16 protein-coding genes and 2 pseudogenes are annotated in these 17899 nt (G+C 73.2%); 8 read left to right on the plus strand and 10 right to left on the minus strand.

Annotated features, from left to right (window positions below):
• Window positions 1-108: 108 nt before the first annotated feature.
• The 7 genes and pseudogenes from WA788_RS10160 to WA788_RS10190 form a co-directional block, all read right to left on the minus strand.
• Window positions 109-453 carry a DUF3817 domain-containing protein gene (locus WA788_RS10160; RefSeq protein ID WP_335974645.1) on the minus strand — a complete coding sequence of 115 codons (345 nt, stop codon included), beginning with the start codon at window positions 451-453 and terminating at the stop codon, window positions 109-111.
• A gap of 56 nt (window positions 454-509) precedes the next feature.
• Window positions 510-1016, minus strand: coding sequence for a MarR family winged helix-turn-helix transcriptional regulator (locus tag WA788_RS10165; RefSeq protein WP_335974648.1), 507 nt, complete (start codon window positions 1014-1016; stop codon window positions 510-512).
• A gap of 73 nt (window positions 1017-1089) precedes the next feature.
• Complete coding sequence (locus WA788_RS10170) at window positions 1090-1572, minus strand: MarR family winged helix-turn-helix transcriptional regulator (RefSeq protein WP_335974652.1); 483 nt, start codon at window positions 1570-1572, stop codon at window positions 1090-1092.
• A gap of 88 nt (window positions 1573-1660) precedes the next feature.
• Window positions 1661-2356: an AIM24 family protein gene (locus WA788_RS10175; RefSeq protein WP_335975238.1), complete on the minus strand. Its 696-nt coding sequence runs from the start codon at window positions 2354-2356 to the stop codon at window positions 1661-1663.
• 41 nt (window positions 2357-2397) lie between these two features.
• Window positions 2398-3048, minus strand: coding sequence for an AIM24 family protein (locus WA788_RS10180; protein WP_335974653.1), 651 nt, complete (start codon window positions 3046-3048; stop codon window positions 2398-2400).
• Entirely contained in the window at window positions 3048-3686 is a 639-nt protein-coding gene (locus WA788_RS10185; protein WP_335974656.1) for an AIM24 family protein, read from the minus strand. The genes WA788_RS10180 and WA788_RS10185 overlap by 1 nt, the downstream gene beginning before the upstream one ends.
• A gap of 192 nt (window positions 3687-3878) precedes the next feature.
• Window positions 3879-4631: pseudogene (locus tag WA788_RS10190) on the minus strand (DUF2127 domain-containing protein); the annotation flags it as partial.
• Between the two features lie 277 nt (window positions 4632-4908).
• On the opposite strand from WA788_RS10190, the gene WA788_RS10195 reads away from it, so the two are divergent.
• Complete coding sequence (locus WA788_RS10195) at window positions 4909-5298, plus strand: DUF3817 domain-containing protein (protein WP_335974660.1); 390 nt, start codon at window positions 4909-4911, stop codon at window positions 5296-5298.
• On the plus strand, window positions 5295-5588 hold the full coding sequence (locus WA788_RS10200) for an MTH1187 family thiamine-binding protein (RefSeq protein WP_335974666.1): 294 nt from the start codon (window positions 5295-5297) through the stop codon (window positions 5586-5588). The genes WA788_RS10195 and WA788_RS10200 overlap by 4 nt, the downstream gene beginning before the upstream one ends.
• A 78-nt stretch (window positions 5589-5666) precedes the next feature.
• Here WA788_RS10200 and WA788_RS10205 read toward each other — a convergent pair whose 3' ends face one another.
• Complete coding sequence (locus WA788_RS10205) at window positions 5667-6656, minus strand: ArsR/SmtB family transcription factor (protein WP_335975242.1); 990 nt, start codon at window positions 6654-6656, stop codon at window positions 5667-5669.
• Window positions 6657-6726: 70 nt separating this feature from the next.
• Here WA788_RS10205 and WA788_RS10210 point away from each other — a divergent pair, with 70 nt between their 5' ends.
• A complete protein-coding gene (locus tag WA788_RS10210) occupies window positions 6727-8043 on the plus strand; it encodes an MFS transporter (protein WP_335974670.1) in 1317 nt (438 codons plus the stop codon).
• Between the two features lie 96 nt (window positions 8044-8139).
• On the opposite strand, the gene meaB is transcribed toward WA788_RS10210, so the two are convergent.
• Together meaB and WA788_RS10220 are read right to left on the minus strand one after the other, a co-directional pair.
• Window positions 8140-9105, minus strand: a complete 966-nt coding sequence (meaB, locus tag WA788_RS10215) for a methylmalonyl Co-A mutase-associated GTPase MeaB (RefSeq protein ID WP_335974673.1) — start codon at window positions 9103-9105, stop codon at window positions 8140-8142.
• Between the two features lie 52 nt (window positions 9106-9157).
• Window positions 9158-10369 (minus strand): acetyl-CoA C-acetyltransferase, encoded by a 1212-nt coding sequence (locus tag WA788_RS10220; RefSeq protein WP_335974677.1) that lies wholly within the window; start codon window positions 10367-10369, stop codon window positions 9158-9160.
• A 137-nt stretch (window positions 10370-10506) separates the two neighbouring features.
• Between WA788_RS10220 and mce the strand changes: the two genes are divergently transcribed.
• The 5 genes and pseudogenes from mce (at window position 10507) to WA788_RS10245 (ending at window position 17896) form a co-directional block, all read left to right on the plus strand.
• Complete coding sequence (mce, locus tag WA788_RS10225; protein ID WP_335974682.1) at window positions 10507-10956, plus strand: methylmalonyl-CoA epimerase; 450 nt, start codon at window positions 10507-10509, stop codon at window positions 10954-10956.
• Window positions 10957-11197: 241 nt separating this feature from the next.
• Window positions 11198-14755 (plus strand): polarized growth protein Scy, encoded by a 3558-nt coding sequence (gene scy / locus WA788_RS10230; protein WP_335974685.1) that lies wholly within the window; start codon window positions 11198-11200, stop codon window positions 14753-14755.
• Between the two features lie 105 nt (window positions 14756-14860).
• Complete coding sequence (locus WA788_RS10235; protein ID WP_335974688.1) at window positions 14861-15799, plus strand: cellulose-binding protein; 939 nt, start codon at window positions 14861-14863, stop codon at window positions 15797-15799.
• Between the two features lie 101 nt (window positions 15800-15900).
• Window positions 15901-16881, plus strand: a pseudogene (locus WA788_RS10240) (ABC transporter ATP-binding protein); the annotation flags it as partial.
• 241 nt (window positions 16882-17122) lie between these two features.
• Window positions 17123-17896, plus strand: coding sequence for an ABC transporter permease (locus WA788_RS10245; RefSeq protein ID WP_335974691.1), 774 nt, complete (start codon window positions 17123-17125; stop codon window positions 17894-17896).
• The last annotated feature ends 3 nt before the right edge of the window (window positions 17897-17899 follow it).

The raw sequence follows: 17899 nt of genomic DNA on the forward strand, positions 1-17899 counted from the left end.
AAATGTCGACGGCAGTCGGCCCGCACCCGGGTGATTCCGGGGTGGACGGCGCCGACCTGCGGCGGAGCGGCAGATCCTGGGGCTTTCTTTACCGGGCGGCGCCCCGGGTCAGACCTCGACCGGCTCGGCGGCCTGCTCGGCGCGGACCACCTTCGGGGCCAGCTCGCGGGTGACGCGGCGCTCGACGAAGAAGGCGGCGGTCGGCACGGTGCCGGCCAGCAGCACCCAGGCCATCCGGCTCAGCGGCCACTTCGCCTTGGTGCTCAGGTCGAAGGCGAAGACGAGGTAGACCACGTAGAGCCAGCCGTGGGCGAAGCCCACGATGCCGGTCGCGGTGCTCGCGCCGTCGATGTGGAGCACGTACTCGGCGATGACGCTGAGGGTGAGCACGATCAGCAGCACACCCGTCACATAGGCCATCACCCGGTAGCGGGTCAACACGCTGGATTTCATGGGACGAGCGTAAACCGCCCCGAACCTCCCCCCGAATCCGGGGCGGGCCAGGCCCGTCAGCCCTCGAAGTCCCCTGCCGCTATCCGCAAGGGGCGCAGGAGCGCGAAGATCTCGCCGCACTCCTCCTTGTCGTACACGCCCAGGCCGAAGTCCATGGCCATCAGGTCGCGGGTGGCCGCCTCGACGATCTCGCGGCCCTTGGGGGTGATGGAGGCCAGCGTGCCGCGCCCGTCGTTGGGGTTGGGGCGCTTGGCGACCAGACCCGCCGAGACCAGGCGGTCGACGGTGTTCGTCACCGAGGTCGGGTGGACCATCAGCCGCTCGCCGATCTTGGACATCGGCAGCTCGCCCTCCTGGGAGAAGGTGAGCAGCACCAGCGCCTCGTAGCGGGCGAAGGTGAGGCCGTACGGCTTGACCACCGCGTCGACCTGGCCGAGCAGGATCTGCTGGGCGCGCATGATGGAGGTGATCGCGGACATCGAGGGCACACCGCCCCAGTGCCGCGTCCACAGCTCGTCGGCGCGGGCGATGGGGTCGAAGGGCAGGCTCAACGGCTTTGGCACGGCCCCGAGCCTACCCGCCGGTCACATACTGGGCACAAGTGTCCATCGTGTGGGCGCTTTCCCCGCCGCCCGGCTACCGGGGGCGCTCGGCCCGCAGGTGGTCGGCCACCGGCTGGAGCGCCTCGCGGTAGGCGGTCAGCGACCCGGGCGTCAGCATGTCGATGAAGTGCCGGCGGACCGAGGAGACATGGCGCGGGGCCACCTCGCTCATGGTCTCCCAGCCCTGGTCGGTGAGGACCGCGTACAGCCCGCGGCGGTCGGACTCGCAGTCCTCCCGGCGTACCAGCCCGGTGCTCTCCATCCTGGTGATCTGGTGGGAGAGCCGGCTCTTCGACTGGAGCGTGGACTTCGCCAGGTCGCTCATCCGCATCCGCCGGTCGGGAGCCTCGGAGAGGTTGACCAGGATCTCGTAGTCGTTGTTGGTCAGGCCGAACGGCTGGAGGTCGCGCTCGAGTTGGTGCATCAGCAGGCGGCTGACGTCCAAGTGGAGTCGCCAGGCGCTCTGTTCTGCCTCGCTGAGCCAGGTGGTGGGGGCATCCTCGGTCTCGGTCTCCATGCCGCCATGTTACCGGGGATCGCACCCCGCGACGGCTGCCAGGGTAGCCGCCCGGTCACCCTGTGGAACGAGCCCGGGGGCGTGCGGGTTACGTGCCGGGCGCCGGTTCCGCGCCGGTCGCGCGCTGCGCGAGCACCGACTCGGTGGACTGGAGCAGCACCTGCCCGGCGCCGACGAACTCGTACTGGTGCTCCTCGCCCGAGGCGCCCCCGATCCCGGTGAGCGCCCGGATGCCGCCGAGCACGCCGCGCAGGTACGCGTGGTCGTAGTGGTGGCAGGGCGAGGGGCAGTCGGCCCAGCCGACGAGCGCCTGGGGGTCCACCCGGATCGGCGGCTCCACGAAGTGCACGGCGCCGTTGGAGGCGGCCACGAACGTGCCGGTGCCGATCAGGGTGAGGAAGCCGGGGATGATCGACTGCTTCAGCGACAGCCCGGGCTGGAAGGCGAGCAGGTTGCCCGAGCGGATGGTGAGGTTGCCGTTGTCGAGGTCGTAGGAGTTGATGTCGTACGACCGGTCGGCGAGCAGCATCTTGCCACGGCCCTGGGCGACGACCCAGTCCGCGGCGTGCGTCGGGGAGTGGAAGTTCGCCGCGATGAGGTGGTCGAGCGGCCCGGCGCCGATCCCCTGGAAGTCGATCTGCCCGTAGTAGGCGATCATCTTCCCCTTCTGCAGGAACCACTGGCCGTCCAGGGCCACGCTGAAGGCATAGGGGTTGACGTTGTCGCCGGAGGGCAGCGTCCACGCGTCGTGGACGACCGGTCCGGACGGCGGTGTGCCCGGCAGCGGCGGCCGGGACGGGGGCGAGGGGGGCGGGGGCGGGTAGCTCACAGTTTCTCCTCCGACGCCTGCACGTAGACCGTTCCGCTGCCGGACAGCTCCAGTTGGAACGCCTCGCCCGAGCCGCGGCCGACCATCTCCCGCCAGCCGATCGCCGCGGTGAGCTTGTTGCGGACGTCGCCGCGGTGCGCGACGTACGCCTGCGGGTCGACGTGCACCGGGCCGCGCGCGGTGATCGGCAGCTCGATGACGCCGCCGTGCGCCATGAACGCCACCGAGCCCTTGCCCGCCAGCGTGGTGGTGAACAGGCCCTGCCCGGTGACCTGGCCGCGTATCACGCCCATCACGCCGCCCTGCGAGCCCATGAACATGGTGCCCTGCTGGAGCGAGCCGTCGAAGGCGAGCAGCCGGTCGGCCTCCACGTAGAGCGTCTCGCCGGCGAGGTCCACGGTGTGGATGTGGTGGCCGCCGTGCCCGAACATCACCGAGCCCGAGCCCTCGACGGTCATCAGCGGGGTCGCCTCGCCCGCGACGCGGCGGCCGATCATCGACATGACCCCGCCCTGGCCGCCGACGATGCTGGGGGTGAAGGTGACCTGGCCGCGGTAGGCGAGCATGGCGCCGCGCTGGCTGAACAGCCGCTGCCCGGGCGCCACGGCCGCCTCGACCATCTTGGAGTTGATCCGGGTGAACGGCACTACAGCTGCCCTCCCACGGTGTCGCGTTCGCTGGGCTGCACGTAGACCAGGCCCTCGCCCTCGAAGCGGAGCTGGAAGCTCTCGCCGGAGCCCTCCCCGACCAGGGTGCGCCAGCCGACCGCCGTCTGGAGCTGCTGGCGCAGGCCGCCGGTGTGCGCGACGTACGCGCCGGGGTCCACCACGAGCGGGGTCTGCGCGGTGACCCGCAGCACGATCGCGGGCCCGTCGGACAGGATGGCGGCCTGCCCGGTGCCCTCGACGGTGGTGGTGAACAGGCCGTTGCCCTGGGAGGCGCCCCGCAGCCCGGTGAAGGTGGTGCCGGTGCGCAGCGACGGCTCGGTGACCAGCAGGTTGGACGCCTCGACGTAGAGCTTCTCGCCGCCCAGCCGCACCAGGTTGATCTCGGTGGCCCGGTCGGCGAAGTAGCAGGTGCCGTGGCCCTTGACCTCCATGACGGCCATCGACTCGCCGGTGATCCGGCGGGTCATCAGGCCGCGCAGGCCCTCGCCGCCGCCGGTCATCTTCTTGAAGGTCATCTCGCCGTCGTAGGCGACCATGGCGCCGTTCTTCGCCTTGACCGCCTCACCCGCCAGGTCCACGGCGAGCACACGGGTGCCCTGGAGCCGGAAGTTCGCCATGGCTCACACGGTATCGGCCGACGAGGCCGGCGAGGCCGGGGAAGGCGAGGAAGCCGAGGCCGGGCCCGGGGAGGCGCCGGGGTGCCGGACCGGCAGCGGCGGCTTGGCGGCGCCGCCCGGCAGCCCGGCACCGGCCCTGGCGGCGGGCGTACGGGCGGGGTTGCCCGCGGGAGTGCCCGCGGTGTCGACCGCGCCGGCCGCCGCCTCGACCTCCAGCAGCGACTCCTCGCGCCGGGACGCCTCGAACGCCGCGTGGCCGCCGCGCAGCCCGAACAGCCGCTTGCCGACGAGGATGTAGAGGACCGCGACGATGTTCAGCGCCAGGGTGCCGACCTTGAACCAGCTCATCTTCTCGGTCAGTTCGTAGACCTCGATCGGCAGGAAGGCGGCGGTGGCGACCACCGCCAGGTACTCCGCCCAGCGCTTGCCGAACCACAGCCCGACGCCCTCGACCGTCTCGATCAGCGCGTAGCCGAGCAGACCGCCGGCCACCACGTGCAGCGTCGACTTCTTGTAGTCGAAGGTCTTCTGGATGGTGTCGACGACCGGCGAGTGGTCCAGGTCGTAGCCGAAGTGGTTCGCGACCGGGCGGAAGACGGTGAGGTCCTGCTCGAAGAGGCGGCGCACCGCGTCCTGGGAGTTGGAGAACTTCCACACCGCCCAGGCGGCCAGGATCACCAGCACCCCGCGCAGTACCCGCTCGACGGCGAGGAAGCGCAGGATGAACAGGTCGCGCAGCGCCCGGCCGCGCGGCACCAGCGGCGCCCGGTCGGCCGGCCCGGAGCCGTGGGGCTCGCCGAGGACGAAGTCCCCGCAGCGCAGGCAGCGCCACACGGTGCCCAGCGCGGTCGGCGCCTGGAGCAGTTCGCGCAAGGCCGGCTCGTCGGGTGCGTAGGTGATGTGTCCCTTGCTGGCGCAGTGCCTGCGGTTCCAGTCTCTGCTCATTGGTGTCGGTCCCCGTGGGTCGTCGCTCGGCAACGGAAGGTGGGCGGAAAGGTCCAGGCAGGAGGGCCGCCCGGGCGGTGCGCCGGGGCTCCGGCCCGGCCGCGCTCCCTGGACTGGGACGTTATCGCCCGCCGTACGGTTGCCGACCCCGGCCACCGGTCATCGATACGGTCCGGTGATAATGGAAACGCCTTTGTGATCGCCTTCACAAGAGCTACGCATCCGCCCCGGCCGCCCGGCGGCGGCCCCGCACGACCGTCCCGACAGCGAGGTTCCCGTGGAACTCAAGACCGCCGCCGCTCTGCGCAGGCTGCGCCTGATCTCCGCCCCGGAGGCGGCGTCCTTCGTGATCCTGCTGGTGTGCGTGGTGCTCAAGAGCACCACGGACTTCAACGCCGTGCCCGTGATGGGCATGGTGCACGGCATCCTCTTCATCATCTACGTGCTGTTCTGGGCCGACGCCTGGAACCGGGCCCGCTGGCCGCTGGGCCGCTCGGCGCTCTACCTGGTGCTGTCGGTGCTGCCGACCGGCGGGTTCTTCGCGGAGCGGATGCTCGCGAAGGAGAGCGAGCGCGCGGTGGCGGTGGCCCGGGCCGCGCAGCAGCAGGGCGCGGCCGGCCCGGACGCGTCCGACGCCTCGGACGCCGAGGCGGTGACCTCCGCGTGATCGTCGCCTTCTCCGTGACCCCGCTCGGCGTCGGCGAGGACGTCGGGGAGTACGTCGCGGACGCGGTGCGCGTGGTCCGCGAGTCCGGGCTGCCGAACCGCACCGACGCGATGTTCACCTCGATCGAGGGCGAGTGGGAGGAAGTGATGGACGTGGTGCGGCGCGCGGTGGCCGCCGTCGAGGCCCGCGCGCCCCGGGTGTCCCTGGTGCTCAAGGCCGACATCCGGCCCTCGGTGACCGACGGGCTCACCTCCAAGGTGGAGACGGTGGAGCGCTTCCTCGCGCAGTGAGGGCGCGGCGGGGCTCGCCGTACGTACGGCCCGGTCGTACGCCGGGCGGTACGGGTGCGGGTGCGGGCAGTAGTACGGCTACAGCAGGCCGCCGGTCGCCATCGCGATGCCCAGCGGGGTGCGCTCGTAGAGCACCTGGTGGCCGTAGCGGCGGGATCTGAGCAGCCCGGCGTCACGCAGCACCGCCAGATGGGCGGAGACCGAGGACATCGCCAACTCGTGCCGGTGGGCGAGGGCGGTGGTGGTGGTCGGGGCGTCGAGCCCGGTGAGGATCGCCGCCCGGTTGGCGCCCAGCAGCCGGACCAGCGCGGCGGACGCGCTGGGCCCGCTGCGCGCCCACAGGCCGCCGACCCCGCGGGCGGGATACACCACGGTCGGCTGCCACGGCGGGTCGAACGCGCTGCCCGCCTCGGGCCAGAAGAAGACGCTCGGCACCAGCACCAGGCCGCCCTCGGTCGCCGGCTGCCGTGTCTCGGGCAGCGCCCCGCCCACCGCCAGCGCCCCGTCCGACCAACTGAGCAGCGGGTGCAGCCCGGTGAACAGCCGCTGCATGCCGCCGTCGGTCAACCGCCGTGCGTGGTAGGCGACATCGGCCTCCAGGACGGCCCGCAGCCGCGGCCAGTGCGGCGCGAGCAGCGCGGTCCACACGTGTTCGTAGAGCGCCGCCAACTGCCCCACGGTGCCGGCCGGGTCGGCGAGCATGGCGCGGCCGCGCCGGGTGCCGGCCGCACCCGGGGTCTGGGCCAGCGCCTCGGCGATCTGCTGCCGGGCGAGGTCGGGGCCGGTGGCCCTGATCGCGGCGGTCTCGTCCTCCAGCGCGGCCAACGGCAGTGCCGGCACCGGGTGGAGGAAGCCCGGGCCGTGGCCGCCCACCGGGGCGAGCAGCCGGAAGGCGCTCAGATCCAGGCCCGCGACTGCCGTGCGGACCTGGCGCAGCCACGGCAGGTGGTAGCCGTTGCGGTCGGGGTGGGAGAGGGTCCGGATCGCTCCCTGCACCTCGCGCAGCGGCGAGATCGCGAAGCGGCAGCGCAGCAGTTCGTCGGCGGTGAACCGCAGGCGCGACGACACCACACCCCCCAAGATTCGGCAGCAGCCGAAAGACTACGACGGGTGGGGCCCCTGCCACCAGTGTGATGTCATGACAACGGACAGCGAGCACCCGTCGCACGGGGAGCACCCCTCCCCGTCGGCGGACTCGGGCCACTCCTCCGGCACCACGGAGCGGGAGAACGAAAGCGCCGGCTACGGCGCGGTGTTCGCGGTCCGGGAGTTCCGGGCGATGTTCGCCGCCCATGTGCTCTCCATGCTCGGCACCGTCTTCTGCGAAGTGGCCCTGGCGGTCCTGGTGTTCCGGCAGACCGGCTCGGCGCTGCTGACCGCGCTGGTCTTCGCGCTGACCACGCTGCCGTACGCGCTGAGCGGGCTGCTGCTGTCGGGCATCACCGACCGCGCCCCGGCCCGCCGGGTGCTGGTCACCTGCGACCTGCTGTCGGCGTCCTGCGTCGGGCTGATGGTGATCCCGGGGATGCCGGTCGCCGCGCTGCTGGTGCTGCGGATGGGCGTCTCGATCATCTCGCCGCTGTTCACCGGCACCCGCGGCGCGAGCCTGTCGGAGATCCTGACCGGGGACCTGTTCGTGCTGGGCCGCTCGCTGATCTCGATGGTCTCCCAGTCCTCGCAGATCGTCGGCTTCGGGGTGGCCGGCGCGGTCGTGGCGTGGCTGTCCCCGCGCGAGACGCTCTATGTGACGGTGTGCACGTTCCTGTGCTCGGCGCTGCTGCTGCGGTTCGGCACGCTGCGCCGGCCCGCGCGCGGCGGCCCGGGCACGGCGCTGATGCGCGAGTCGCTCGCCGCCAGCGGCCGGCTGTTGTCGCACCCGCGGATCAGGGCGCTGCTGCTGATGTGGTGGGTGCCGCCGATGTTCTTCGGGGTCGCCGAGGGCGTGGCGGTGCCGTTCGCGTCCGACGCCGGGGCCGGCTCGGTCGGCTACGGCATCTTCCTGGCGGCGATGCCCGTCGGGACCGTCGTCGGGCAGATGGTGGCCGGTTCGCTGCTCGGCCCGGCGACCAGGGACCGGATCACGGTGCCGCTGGCGGGCGTCGCCCTGCTGCCGCTGGCCGCGTTCGCGTTCCACCCGCCGCTGCCGGTGGCGGTCGGGCTGCTGATGGTCACCGGGCTGTGCGGGGCCTACGCGCTGGGCATGGACCGGTGGTTCGTGGAGGCGGTGCCCCCGCAGATGCGCGGCCGCGCCATGACGCTGCTGGGCACCGGCCTGATGACCCTTCAGGGGGTCGGGATGACCGCCGCGGGCGCCGTCGCCGAGGCGCTGCCGCCGTACGCGGTGGTCTGCGGCGGCGGGCTGGTCGGGACGGCGGGGGTGCTGCTGGTGCTGCGGGCGGTGCGCCGGACCGTCCCGCCGGTGGAGGCATCCGCCCCGCAGGGCGAACCCGCGTGAACTTACGGGCGTACAGCTACGGCCGCAAGCGTACGCCCGGTAGCCGTACGACCCGTGACCTTACGGGCGTAAGTTTCCGCGCGTACAGGCGTTTCGCTACGCCTCGGTGAGGCCCGCGACGAGGTCGTCCGCCGCCGCGTAAGGGTCCAGGGCGCCGCCGGTGACCTTCGCGGCGAGGGCGGAGAGGCGGGCGTCGCCGTGCAGGGTGCCGATGCGGCGGCGCAGCGCGGTCACCGCGATGGTCTCGATCTCGCGGGCAGCGCGCTCGAGGCGCCGGTCGGCGAGGGCGCCGCGCTCCTCGGCCCAGCCGCGGTGCTTGTCGAGCGCGTCGAGGAGTTCGTCGACGCCCTCGCCGCGGCTGGCGACGGTCCGGACGATCGGCGGCCGCCAGTCGCCGGGTGCGCGGGCCTCGCCCAGGCCCAGCATGTGGTTCAGCTCGCGGGCGGTGGCGTCGGCGCCGTCGCGGTCGGCCTTGTTCACCACGTACACGTCGCCGATCTCCAGGATGCCGGCCTTGGCGGCCTGGATGCCGTCGCCCATGCCGGGGGCGAGCAGCACCACGGAGGTGTCGGCCTGGGCGGCGATCTCCACCTCGGACTGGCCGACGCCGACGGTCTCCACCAGCACCACGTCGCACCCGGCGGCGTCCAGCACCCGGATGGCCTGCGGGGCGGCCCAGGCCAGGCCGCCGAGGTGGCCGCGGGTGGCCATCGAGCGGATGTAGACGCCGGGGTCGGAGGCGTGCTCGGACATCCGCACCCGGTCGCCGAGCAGGGCGCCGCCGGAGAACGGCGAGGACGGGTCCACCGCGAGCACGCCGACCCGGCGGCCGGACCTGCGGTACGCGCTGACCAGTGCCGAGGTCGTGGTGGACTTGCCGACGCCGGGCGAGCCGGTCAGCCCGACGACGTAGGCGCCGCCGGTGAGCGGGGCGAGCGCGGCCATCACCTCGCGCAGCTGCGGGGAGTCGCCCTCCACCAGCGAGATCAGCCGCGCCACCGCGCGCGGCCGCCCCGCCCGTGCCTGCTCGACCAGCGTCCCGACGTCCTGTCCGTGGCTCACCGCGCGTGCTCTCCCTCTCGACCCGGCGCGCCCCGCGGCGCCCCGTGCGACGTCAGTTGCCCGGCACCCGGATGATCAGGGCGTCGCCCTGCCCGCCGCCGCCGCACAGGGCCGCCGCACCGGTGCCGCCGCCGCGCCGCTTCAGTTCGAGTGCCAGGTGCAGCACGATACGGGCGCCGGACATGCCGATGGGGTGGCCCAGCGCGATCGCGCCGCCGTTGACGTTCACCTTTTCCGGTGTCACGCCCAGGTCCTTCATGGACTGCACGGCCACCGCGGCGAACGCTTCGTTGATCTCGATGAGGTCGAGGTCGGCGACGGTCAGCCCGGCCTTGCCGAGGGCGTGCTCGATCGCGTGGGAGGGCTGGGACTGGAGCGAGTTGTCCGGCCCCGCCACGTTGCCGTGCGCGCCGATCTCCGCGATCCAGGGCAGCCCCAGTTCCTCGGCCCTGGCGCGGCTCATCACGACGACCGCGGCGGCCCCGTCGGAGATCTGCGAGGAGGTGCCGGCGGTGATGGTGCCGGCCCCGTCGGCGCCGGCGAAGGCGGGCCGCAGCCGGCTCAGCGACTCCGCGGTGGTCTCCGGGCGGATGCCCTCGTCCTGCGAGAAGACCACCGGCTCGCCCTTGCGCTGCGGGATCTCCACCGGGGTGATCTCCGCGTCGAACAGGCCGTTCTTCCGGGCGGCCGCGGCCCGCTGGTGCGACAGCGCGGCGAACTCGTCCTGCGGGGCGCGCTCGATGCCCAGCCGGGTGTTGTGCCGCTCGGTGGAGGCGCCCATCGCGATCTCGTCGTAGGCGTCGGTCAGCCCGTCGTACGCCATGGAGTCGAGCATCTCGATCGCGCCGTACTTGTGGCCCTCGCGGGACTTGGGCAGCAGGTGCGGCGCGTTGGTCATCGACTCCTGGCCGCCGGCCACCACGACGTCGAACTCGCCGGCCCGGATCAGCTGGTCGGCCAGCGCGATCGCGTCCAGGCCCGACAGGCACACCTTGTTCACCGTGAGCGCGGGCACGCTCATCGGGATGCCGCCCTTGACCGCCGCCTGCCGGGCCGGGATCTGGCCGGCGCCGGCCTGGAGCACCTGCCCCATGATCACGTACTCGACCTGGTCGCCGGCGATGCCGGCCCGGTCCAGCGCGGCCTTGATCGCGATGCCGCCGAGCTCCGCGCCGGAGAAGGCGCGCAGGCTGCCGAGCAGCCGCCCCATCGGGGTGCGGGCGCCGGCGACGATCACGGAGGTGCGGGCTTCCTGACTGCTCATGGTGCGGCCCCTTCGACAGAAGAGAGGTTAACGAGGGTTACCGTCAATGTACTGAGCGGTAGCCTCCGGGTCACGAGGCGGAACGTGTGATGGCGCGCACGTTGCGTGACCATGCGCGCGTACGGTCAACTGGTCGCATGCTGACGCGCATCGACCACATCGGGATCGCCTGTTTCGACCTGGACGCGACCGTCGAGTTCTACCGTGCCACCTATGGCTTCGAGGTGGAGCACACCGAGGTCAACGAGGAGCAGGGCGTTCGCGAGGCCATGATCAGGATCAGTGGGACGGACGACGGAGGGGCCTCCTACCTGCAACTGCTGGAGCCGACCCGGGAGGATTCCGCGGTCGGGAAGTGGCTGGCGAAGAACGGCGAGGGCGTGCACCACATCGCCTTCGGCACCGACGACGTCGACACCGACTCCGAGGCCGTCCGCGACAAGGGCGTCCGCGTGCTCTACAAGGAGCCGCGGCACGGCACCTCCGGCTCGCGGATCACCTTCCTGCACCCGAAGGACTGCCACGGGGTCCTCACCGAGCTGGTCACCTCCGCCCCGGGCACCCCCGCGGCCCACGACGAGCACTAGCGATCCCGCCTGCGGACCGCCGAACAGGCCCGAGACCACTGACCCAACCCCGGTGCCGCCCGGTAGAGTGACCGGAGGCCGACCGGGGTGGGCGGCCGGGAGCACGCTCCTGGGTACGCTCCCGCTCCGCGACGCTGATCTGACACCATTCTCCGTACGGCTCCGTTCTTTCGAAACGGAGCTGCGGAGAATCTCACCCGGTTGGCGGGTGAGGACGCCAGGAGACCGATGGGACCGCGGAGTGCGGGGCAACGACAGCTACCGGGCTGACGACCAGCTCTCTCGACTCGACGCCGAGATGGACCGGCTGCGTACCGAGCGCGGCAAGGCCGTCGATCACGCCGACGACCTCGGCTACCAGGTCGAGGTGCTGCGCGCCAAGCTGCACGAGGCGCGCCGCAACCTCGCCTCCCGTCCCGCCTACGACAACATCGGCCACCAGGCCGACCAGCTGCTGCGCAACGCCCAGATCCAGGCCGACCAGCTGCGGGCCGACGCCGAGCGGGAGCTGCGCGAGGCCCGCGCCCAGACCCAGCGGCTGCTCCAGGAGCAGGCCGAGCACCAGGCGCGGTTCGAGTCCGACTGGCACGCCGAGGCGATCGCCCGCCGCCGCCAGCTCGACGAGGAGCTGGCCGAGCGGCGCGCCACCGTCGAGACCCACGTCAACGAGAACGTGGCCTGGGCCGAGCAGCTGCGCGCCCGCAGCGAGTCGCAGGCCCGGCGGCTGATGGACGAGACCCGCGCGGAGGCCGAGGCGGCCCTTTCCGCCGCCCGCGCGGAGGCCGCCCGGATCACCGAGCAGACCGGCCAGCGGCTGGCCGGGGAGGCCGAGACGGCCCGCGCCGAGGCCGAGCAACTGCTGCGCCGGGCGCGCGCGGACGCCGAGCGGCTGCTGGCCGGCGCCACCGCGCAGGCCGCCGAGGCGGCCAGCGAGGCCGAGCAGCTGCGCACCACCTCCCGCAGCGAGTCCGACGAGGCGCGCTCGCGCGCCACCGAGCTGTCCCGGCTCGCCGACGAGCGGGCCCGCAGCGCCGAGGAGACGCTGCGGCAGGCCCGCGCCGAGGCCGAGAAGCTGCGCGAGGAGGCCGCGGCAGGGGCCGCGAAGCGGCTGGCGGCCACCGAGACGGAGAACGAGCAGCGCACCAAGACTGCGCGCGCCGAGATCGCCCGCATGGTCGCCGAGGCCACCAAGGAGGCCGAGGCGGCCAAGGCGGAGGCCGAGCAGACCATCGCCGACGCCCGCGCCGAGGCCGACCGGATCAGGACCGAGACGCAGGAGAGCGCCCGCGCCAAGGCCACCGAGGACGCGGCCGCGCAGCTCGCCCAGGCGGCCCGGTCCGCCGAGGAGATCCTCACCAAGGCATCGGAGGACGCCCGCTCCGCCACGAAGGCCGCCGCCGAGGAGGCCGAGCGCATCCGGCGCGAGGCCGACGCGGAGGCCGAGCGGCTGCGGGCCGAGGCGGAGGCGTCCGCGCAGGAGCTGCGCGGCGCCGCGCAGGACGACACCGAGGAGTACCGCGCCAGGACCGTCGAGCTCCAGGAGGAGGCCCGGCGGCTGCGCGGCGAGGCCGAGCAGCTGCGGGCCGACGCGGTCGCCGAGGGCGAGCGCATCCGCGGCGAGGCGCGGCGCGAGGCGGTCGGGCAGATCGAGGAGGCGGCGAGCAAGGCCGAGGAGCTGCTCGCCAAGGCCAAGGCCGACGGCGACGAGGTGCGCCAGAGCGCGGCCACCGAGGCCGACCGGATGCGCACCGAGTCCGTGGAGCGGGCCTCGGCGCTGAACGCCAAGGCCGAGGAGGCGCTGCGGCAGGCCCGCGAGGAGGCCGAGGAGCTGCACGCGGAGTCGGTCCGCCAGGCCGAGGCGGCCAGGGCGGCGGCCGAGCAGACCCTCGCCGACGCCCGTACCGAGGCCGAGGCGGCCGCGGCCCGGCTGCACGCGGAGGCCGAGGAGGACCTGACCCGGCTGCGCACGGAGGCCGAGGCGCGGGTGGCCGCGGCCGAGGAGGCGCTGCGCGAGGCGGCGGCGGAGGCCGACCGGCTGCGCGCGGAGGCCGCCGAGGAGGCCGAGCGGCTGCGGGCGGAGACCGCCGAGCGGGTGCGCGCGCTCCAGGAGCAGGCCGAGGCGGAGGCGGTGCGCCTGCGCGACGAGGCGGCCTCGGACGCGGCGCAGACCCGCGCGGAGGGCGAGTCCGTCGCCGTACGCCTGCAGGCCGACGCGGCCGCCGACGCCGAGCAGCGCAGGACCGAGGCGCAGGAGACCGCGAACCGGCTGCGCGCGGAGGCCGCGGCCGCGGCCGAGCGGATCGGGGTGGAGGCCGCCGAGGCGCTGAGCGCCGCGCAGGAGGAGGCGGCCCGCCGCCGCAGGGAGGCCGAGGAGGTGCTGGGCGCTGCCCGCACCGAGGCCGAGCAGGAGCGCACCCAGGCCCGCCGGGAGAGCGAGGAGTTGCTCGCCGCGGCCCGCAAGCGGGTGGAGGACGCCGGTACCGAGGCGGACCGGCTGGTCGCCGAGGCGGAGCAGCGGGCCGCGGAGCTGGTGGGTGCGGCCGAGAGCACCGCGCAGCAGGTGCGCGACTCGGTCGCGGGGCTGCGGCAGGAGGCCGAGGAGGAGATCGCCGGGCTGCGGTCGGCCGCGGAGCACGCCGCGCAGCGGCTGCGGGCCGAGGCGCAGGGCGAGGCGGACCGGCTGCACGCCGACGCCAACTCCGAGCGGGAGCGCGCCGGTGAGGACGCCGCACGGGTACGCCGGGAGGCGAACGAGGAGGCCGACGCGGCCCGCGCGCTGGCCGAACGCACCGTCGGCGAGGCGATCGAGGAGGCCGACCGGCTGCGGTCGGAGGCCCGCGGTGACGCGAACCGGATGCGCACCGACGCGGCGAACCAGGCCGACCAGCTGGTCGGCAAGGCCCGGGAGGAGGCCGAACGCCTCGGCGCCCAGGCCCGGGAGGCGCTGGCGAGCGCCGAGCAGAACGCCGAGGACTCGCGTGCGCAGGCGCAGCGGGTGCTGGACGAGGCGCGCGAGGCGGCGAACAAGCGGCGCAGCGAAGCCGCCGAGCAGGCCGACGAGTTGATCGGCAAGGCGCAGGCGGAGGCGGTCAAGACGCAGGCCGCGGCGGAGCAGCATGCCGACGCGATGGTGGGCGCCGCCCGCGGCGAGGCGGAGCGGATCGTCGCCGACGCCACCAACGAGGGCAACGCGATGGTGGAGCGGGCCCGTACCGACGCCGATAACCTGTTGGCCGAGGCGCGCAACGACGCCACCAACACCCGTAACCGCACCGCCGAGTTGCGGCAGCGGGTGGAGTCCGAGGTGGAGGAGCTGCACGAGCGGGCCCGCAAGGAGGCCGCCGAGGCCATGAAGGTGGTCGGGGAGCGCGTCGACAAGCTGGTGGCCGCCGCGACCGAGCAGTTGGGGGAAGCGGAAGCGAAGGCCGCCGAGATCAAGAGCACCGCGACGTCCGAGGCGAGCAAGGTGCGGATCGCCGCGGTGAAGAAGGTCGAGGGCCTGCTCAAGGAGGCGGAGGCGAAGAAGGCCGCGGCCGAACGCGAGGCGGAGCGGGTCAGGAGCGAGGCCCGTGCCGAGGCCGAGCGGATCGTGTCCGAGGGCAGACGAGAGCTGGAAGTCCTGGTGCGCCGCCGGGAGGACATCAACGCGGAGATCTCCCGTGTCCAGGACGTGCTGGAGGCGTTGGAGTCGTTCGAGGCACCCGGCAGCGGGGGCGGCAAGAACGCGGTCGCGGCCGGCGCGGGCATTCCCGCCACCCGTACCGGCGGCAAGCGTGCCGACGAGGCGCCACTCGATTGAGCGGACATTCTCCATACCGAATACGCAATGGCCCGGTGACACGCCGCCGCGGCCCCTAGGATTCCCCCTATCACCTCACCGGTCTGAATCATCGACAGGAACCCCATGAGCGACACTTCCTCCCCCTTCGGCTTCGAGCTCGTGCGTCGCGGATACGACCGCGGACAGGTGGACGACCGCATCACCAAACTCGTCGCCGACCGCGACAGCGCGCTGACCCGCATCACCGCGCTGGAGAAGCGCATCGAGGAGCTGCACCTCGAAACCCAGAACGCCCAGGCCCAGGTCACCGACTCCGAGCCGTCCTACGCGGGCCTCGGTGCCCGGGTCGAGAAGATCCTCCGCCTCGCCGAGGAGGAGGCGAAGGACCTGCGCGAGGAGGCCCGGCGCGCGGCCGAGCAGCACCGCGAGCTGGCCGAGTCGGCCGCCGCCCAGGTCCGCAGCGACGCCGAGTCGTTCGCCGCCGACCGCAAGGCCAAGGCGGAGGACGAGGGCGCGCGGATCGTCGACAAGGCCAAGGGCGACGCGACGCAGCTGCGCGCGGACGCCCAGAAGGACGCCTCCGCCAAGCGCGAGGAGGCCGACGCGCTGTTCGAGGAGACCCGCGCGAAGGCCGCCCAGGCCGCCGCGGACTTCGAGACCAACCTCGCCAAGCGCCGTGAGCAGTCCGAGCGGGACCTGGCGTCCCGTCAGGCGAAGGCGGAGAAGCGGCTGGCGGAGATCGAGCACCGCGCGGAGCAGCTGCGGCTGGAGGCCGAGAAGCTGCGCACCGACGCGGAGCGCCGGGCCCGCCAGACGGTGGAGACCGCGCAGCGCCAGTCCGAGGACATCGTCGCGGACGCGAACGCCAAGGCCGACCGGATTCGCAGCGAGTCCGAGCGCGAGCTGGCGGCGCTCACCAACCGCCGCGACAGCATCAACGCCCAGCTGACCAACGTCCGCGAGATGCTGGCGACGCTGACGGGTGCCGCGGTCGCCGCGGCGGGCTCCCCCGCCGACGACGAGCCGGTCTCCCGTGGCGTTCCGGCGCAGCAGTCCCGCTGACCTGCGGTTCTACCTGCCGACAGCGGTCGGCGGCCTGTTTTTCCACAACCCCCGCCCTCTCCTCGGGCGGGGGTTGTGCGTTCTGAAGTAGCCTCGGGCGCATGATTGAGTTGCAGGGGCTCACCAAGCGGTACGGGGACAAGACCGCAGTCGACCATCTGACCTTCACCGTGCGCCCCGGCGTGGTGACGGGCTTCCTCGGGCCGAACGGCGCGGGCAAGTCCACGACGATGCGCATGATGCTCGGGCTGGACAACCCCACCAGCGGCGACGTCCGTATCGACGGCAAGCACTACGCGCAGCTCAGCGAGCCGCTGAAGTACATCGGCGCGCTGCTGGACGCCAAGGCCATCCACGGCGGCCGCACCGCGTACAACCACCTGCTGTGCATGGCGCAGTCCAACCGCATCCCCCGGCACCGGGTGGACGAGGTGCTGGAGACGGTCGGGCTGAGCGCGGTGGCCAGGAAGCGGTCCAAGGGCTTCTCGCTCGGCATGGGCCAGCGGCTGGGCATCGCCGGGGCGCTGCTGGGCGACCCGGAGATCCTGATGTTCGACGAGCCGGTCAACGGACTGGACCCGGAGGGCATCCACTGGATCAGGAACCTGATGAAGGGTCTGGCCGCCCAGGGCCGCACCGTCTTCGTCTCCAGCCACCTGATGAGCGAGATGGCGCTGACCGCGGACCATCTGATCGTCATCGGCCGCGGGCGGTTGATGGCGGACACCTCGATGTCGGACTTCATCGAGAAGAACTCGCGGTCGTACGTGCGGCTGCGCACCCCGCAGCGGGAGCAGTTGCGGGACCTGCTGAGCAGGAGCGGGCAGACCGCGGTCGAAACGGCCGACGGCGCGTTCGAGATCGCGGACGGCGACGCGGCCGCGCTCGGCGAGCTCGCGGCGAAGCACCAGTTGGTGCTGCACGAACTCAGCCCGCAGCGGGCGTCGTTGGAGGAAGCCTTCATGCAGCTCACCGCGGAGTCGGTGGAGTACCACGCGCACGGGCAGGTGGGCGCGCCCCCGCCCGGCGGACCCGGGGCACCGGTGCCCGGCGCGGGTCCGGGGCAGCAGCCCGGGGTGCCCGCGGGCCAGCCGCCGTACTCCGGCTCGCCCTACGGCAGCTCGCCGTACGGCCAGTCCCCGTACGGCCAGTCCCCGTACGCGCCCGGCCAGGGCGCACCGCAGGGGCAGGGGTGGCAGGCGCCCGGGCAGGGCGGGCAGGCGGCGCCGCCGCAGGCGCCTCCGCAGGCACCACCGGCACCTCCAGGCGCCCCGGAGTGGGGCGCGCAGTGGCGTGACCAGGGCAAGAAGAAGGGTCGCTGACATGGCTTCCACCTCCGCGGTCCTCCAGTCCGAGTGGACCAAGATCCGTTCGGTGCGCTCCACCGTGTGGACCCTCGCGCTGGCCTTCCTGGTCACCCTCGCGCTGGGCGCGATCATCAGCGCGGTCTTCAACAGCCAGTGGAGCTCGATGTCCATGTCGGACCGGGCCACCTTCGACCCCACGAACACCAGCTTCTTCGGCATGACCCTCGGCCAGCTCGCGCTGATCGTCTTCGGGGTGCTGGTGATGTCCAGCGAGTACAGCACCGGCATGATCCGCACCTCGCTCGCCGCGGTGCCGCAGCGCGGCCACTTCTACGCCTCGAAGGTCGCGGTCGCCGGTGTGCTCGCCCTGGTCGTCGGCATGGTGACCAGCTTCCTGACGTTCTTCGTCGGGCAGGCGCTGCTCGGCTCGCACAGCGCCTCGATCAGCGACCACGGAGTGCTGCGCGCGGTCTTCGGCGCCGGCCTGTACATGACGCTGATCGTGCTGTTCTGCGTCGGCGCCGCGGCCATGCTGCGCAGCCCGATGCTGGGCCTGGGCATCCTGATGCCGTTCTTCTTCCTGGTCTCGCCGATCCTGAGCGCGGTGCCGAAGGTCAAGTCGGTGGCCCGCTACTTCCCCGACCAGGCCGGGCAGAAGATCATGCAGGTGGTGCCGGGCGACGGCGACCACACCTCGTACGGCCCGTGGGGCGGCATCCTCATCATGGCGCTGTGGGTGGTGGCGGTGCTCATCGGCGGCTACGCGGTGCTCAAGAACCGCGACGCCTGAGGC

The sequence above is a fragment of the Streptomyces sp. CA2R106 genome, from assembly GCF_037034245.1.
Lineage (GTDB): Bacteria > Actinomycetota > Actinomycetes > Streptomycetales > Streptomycetaceae > Actinacidiphila.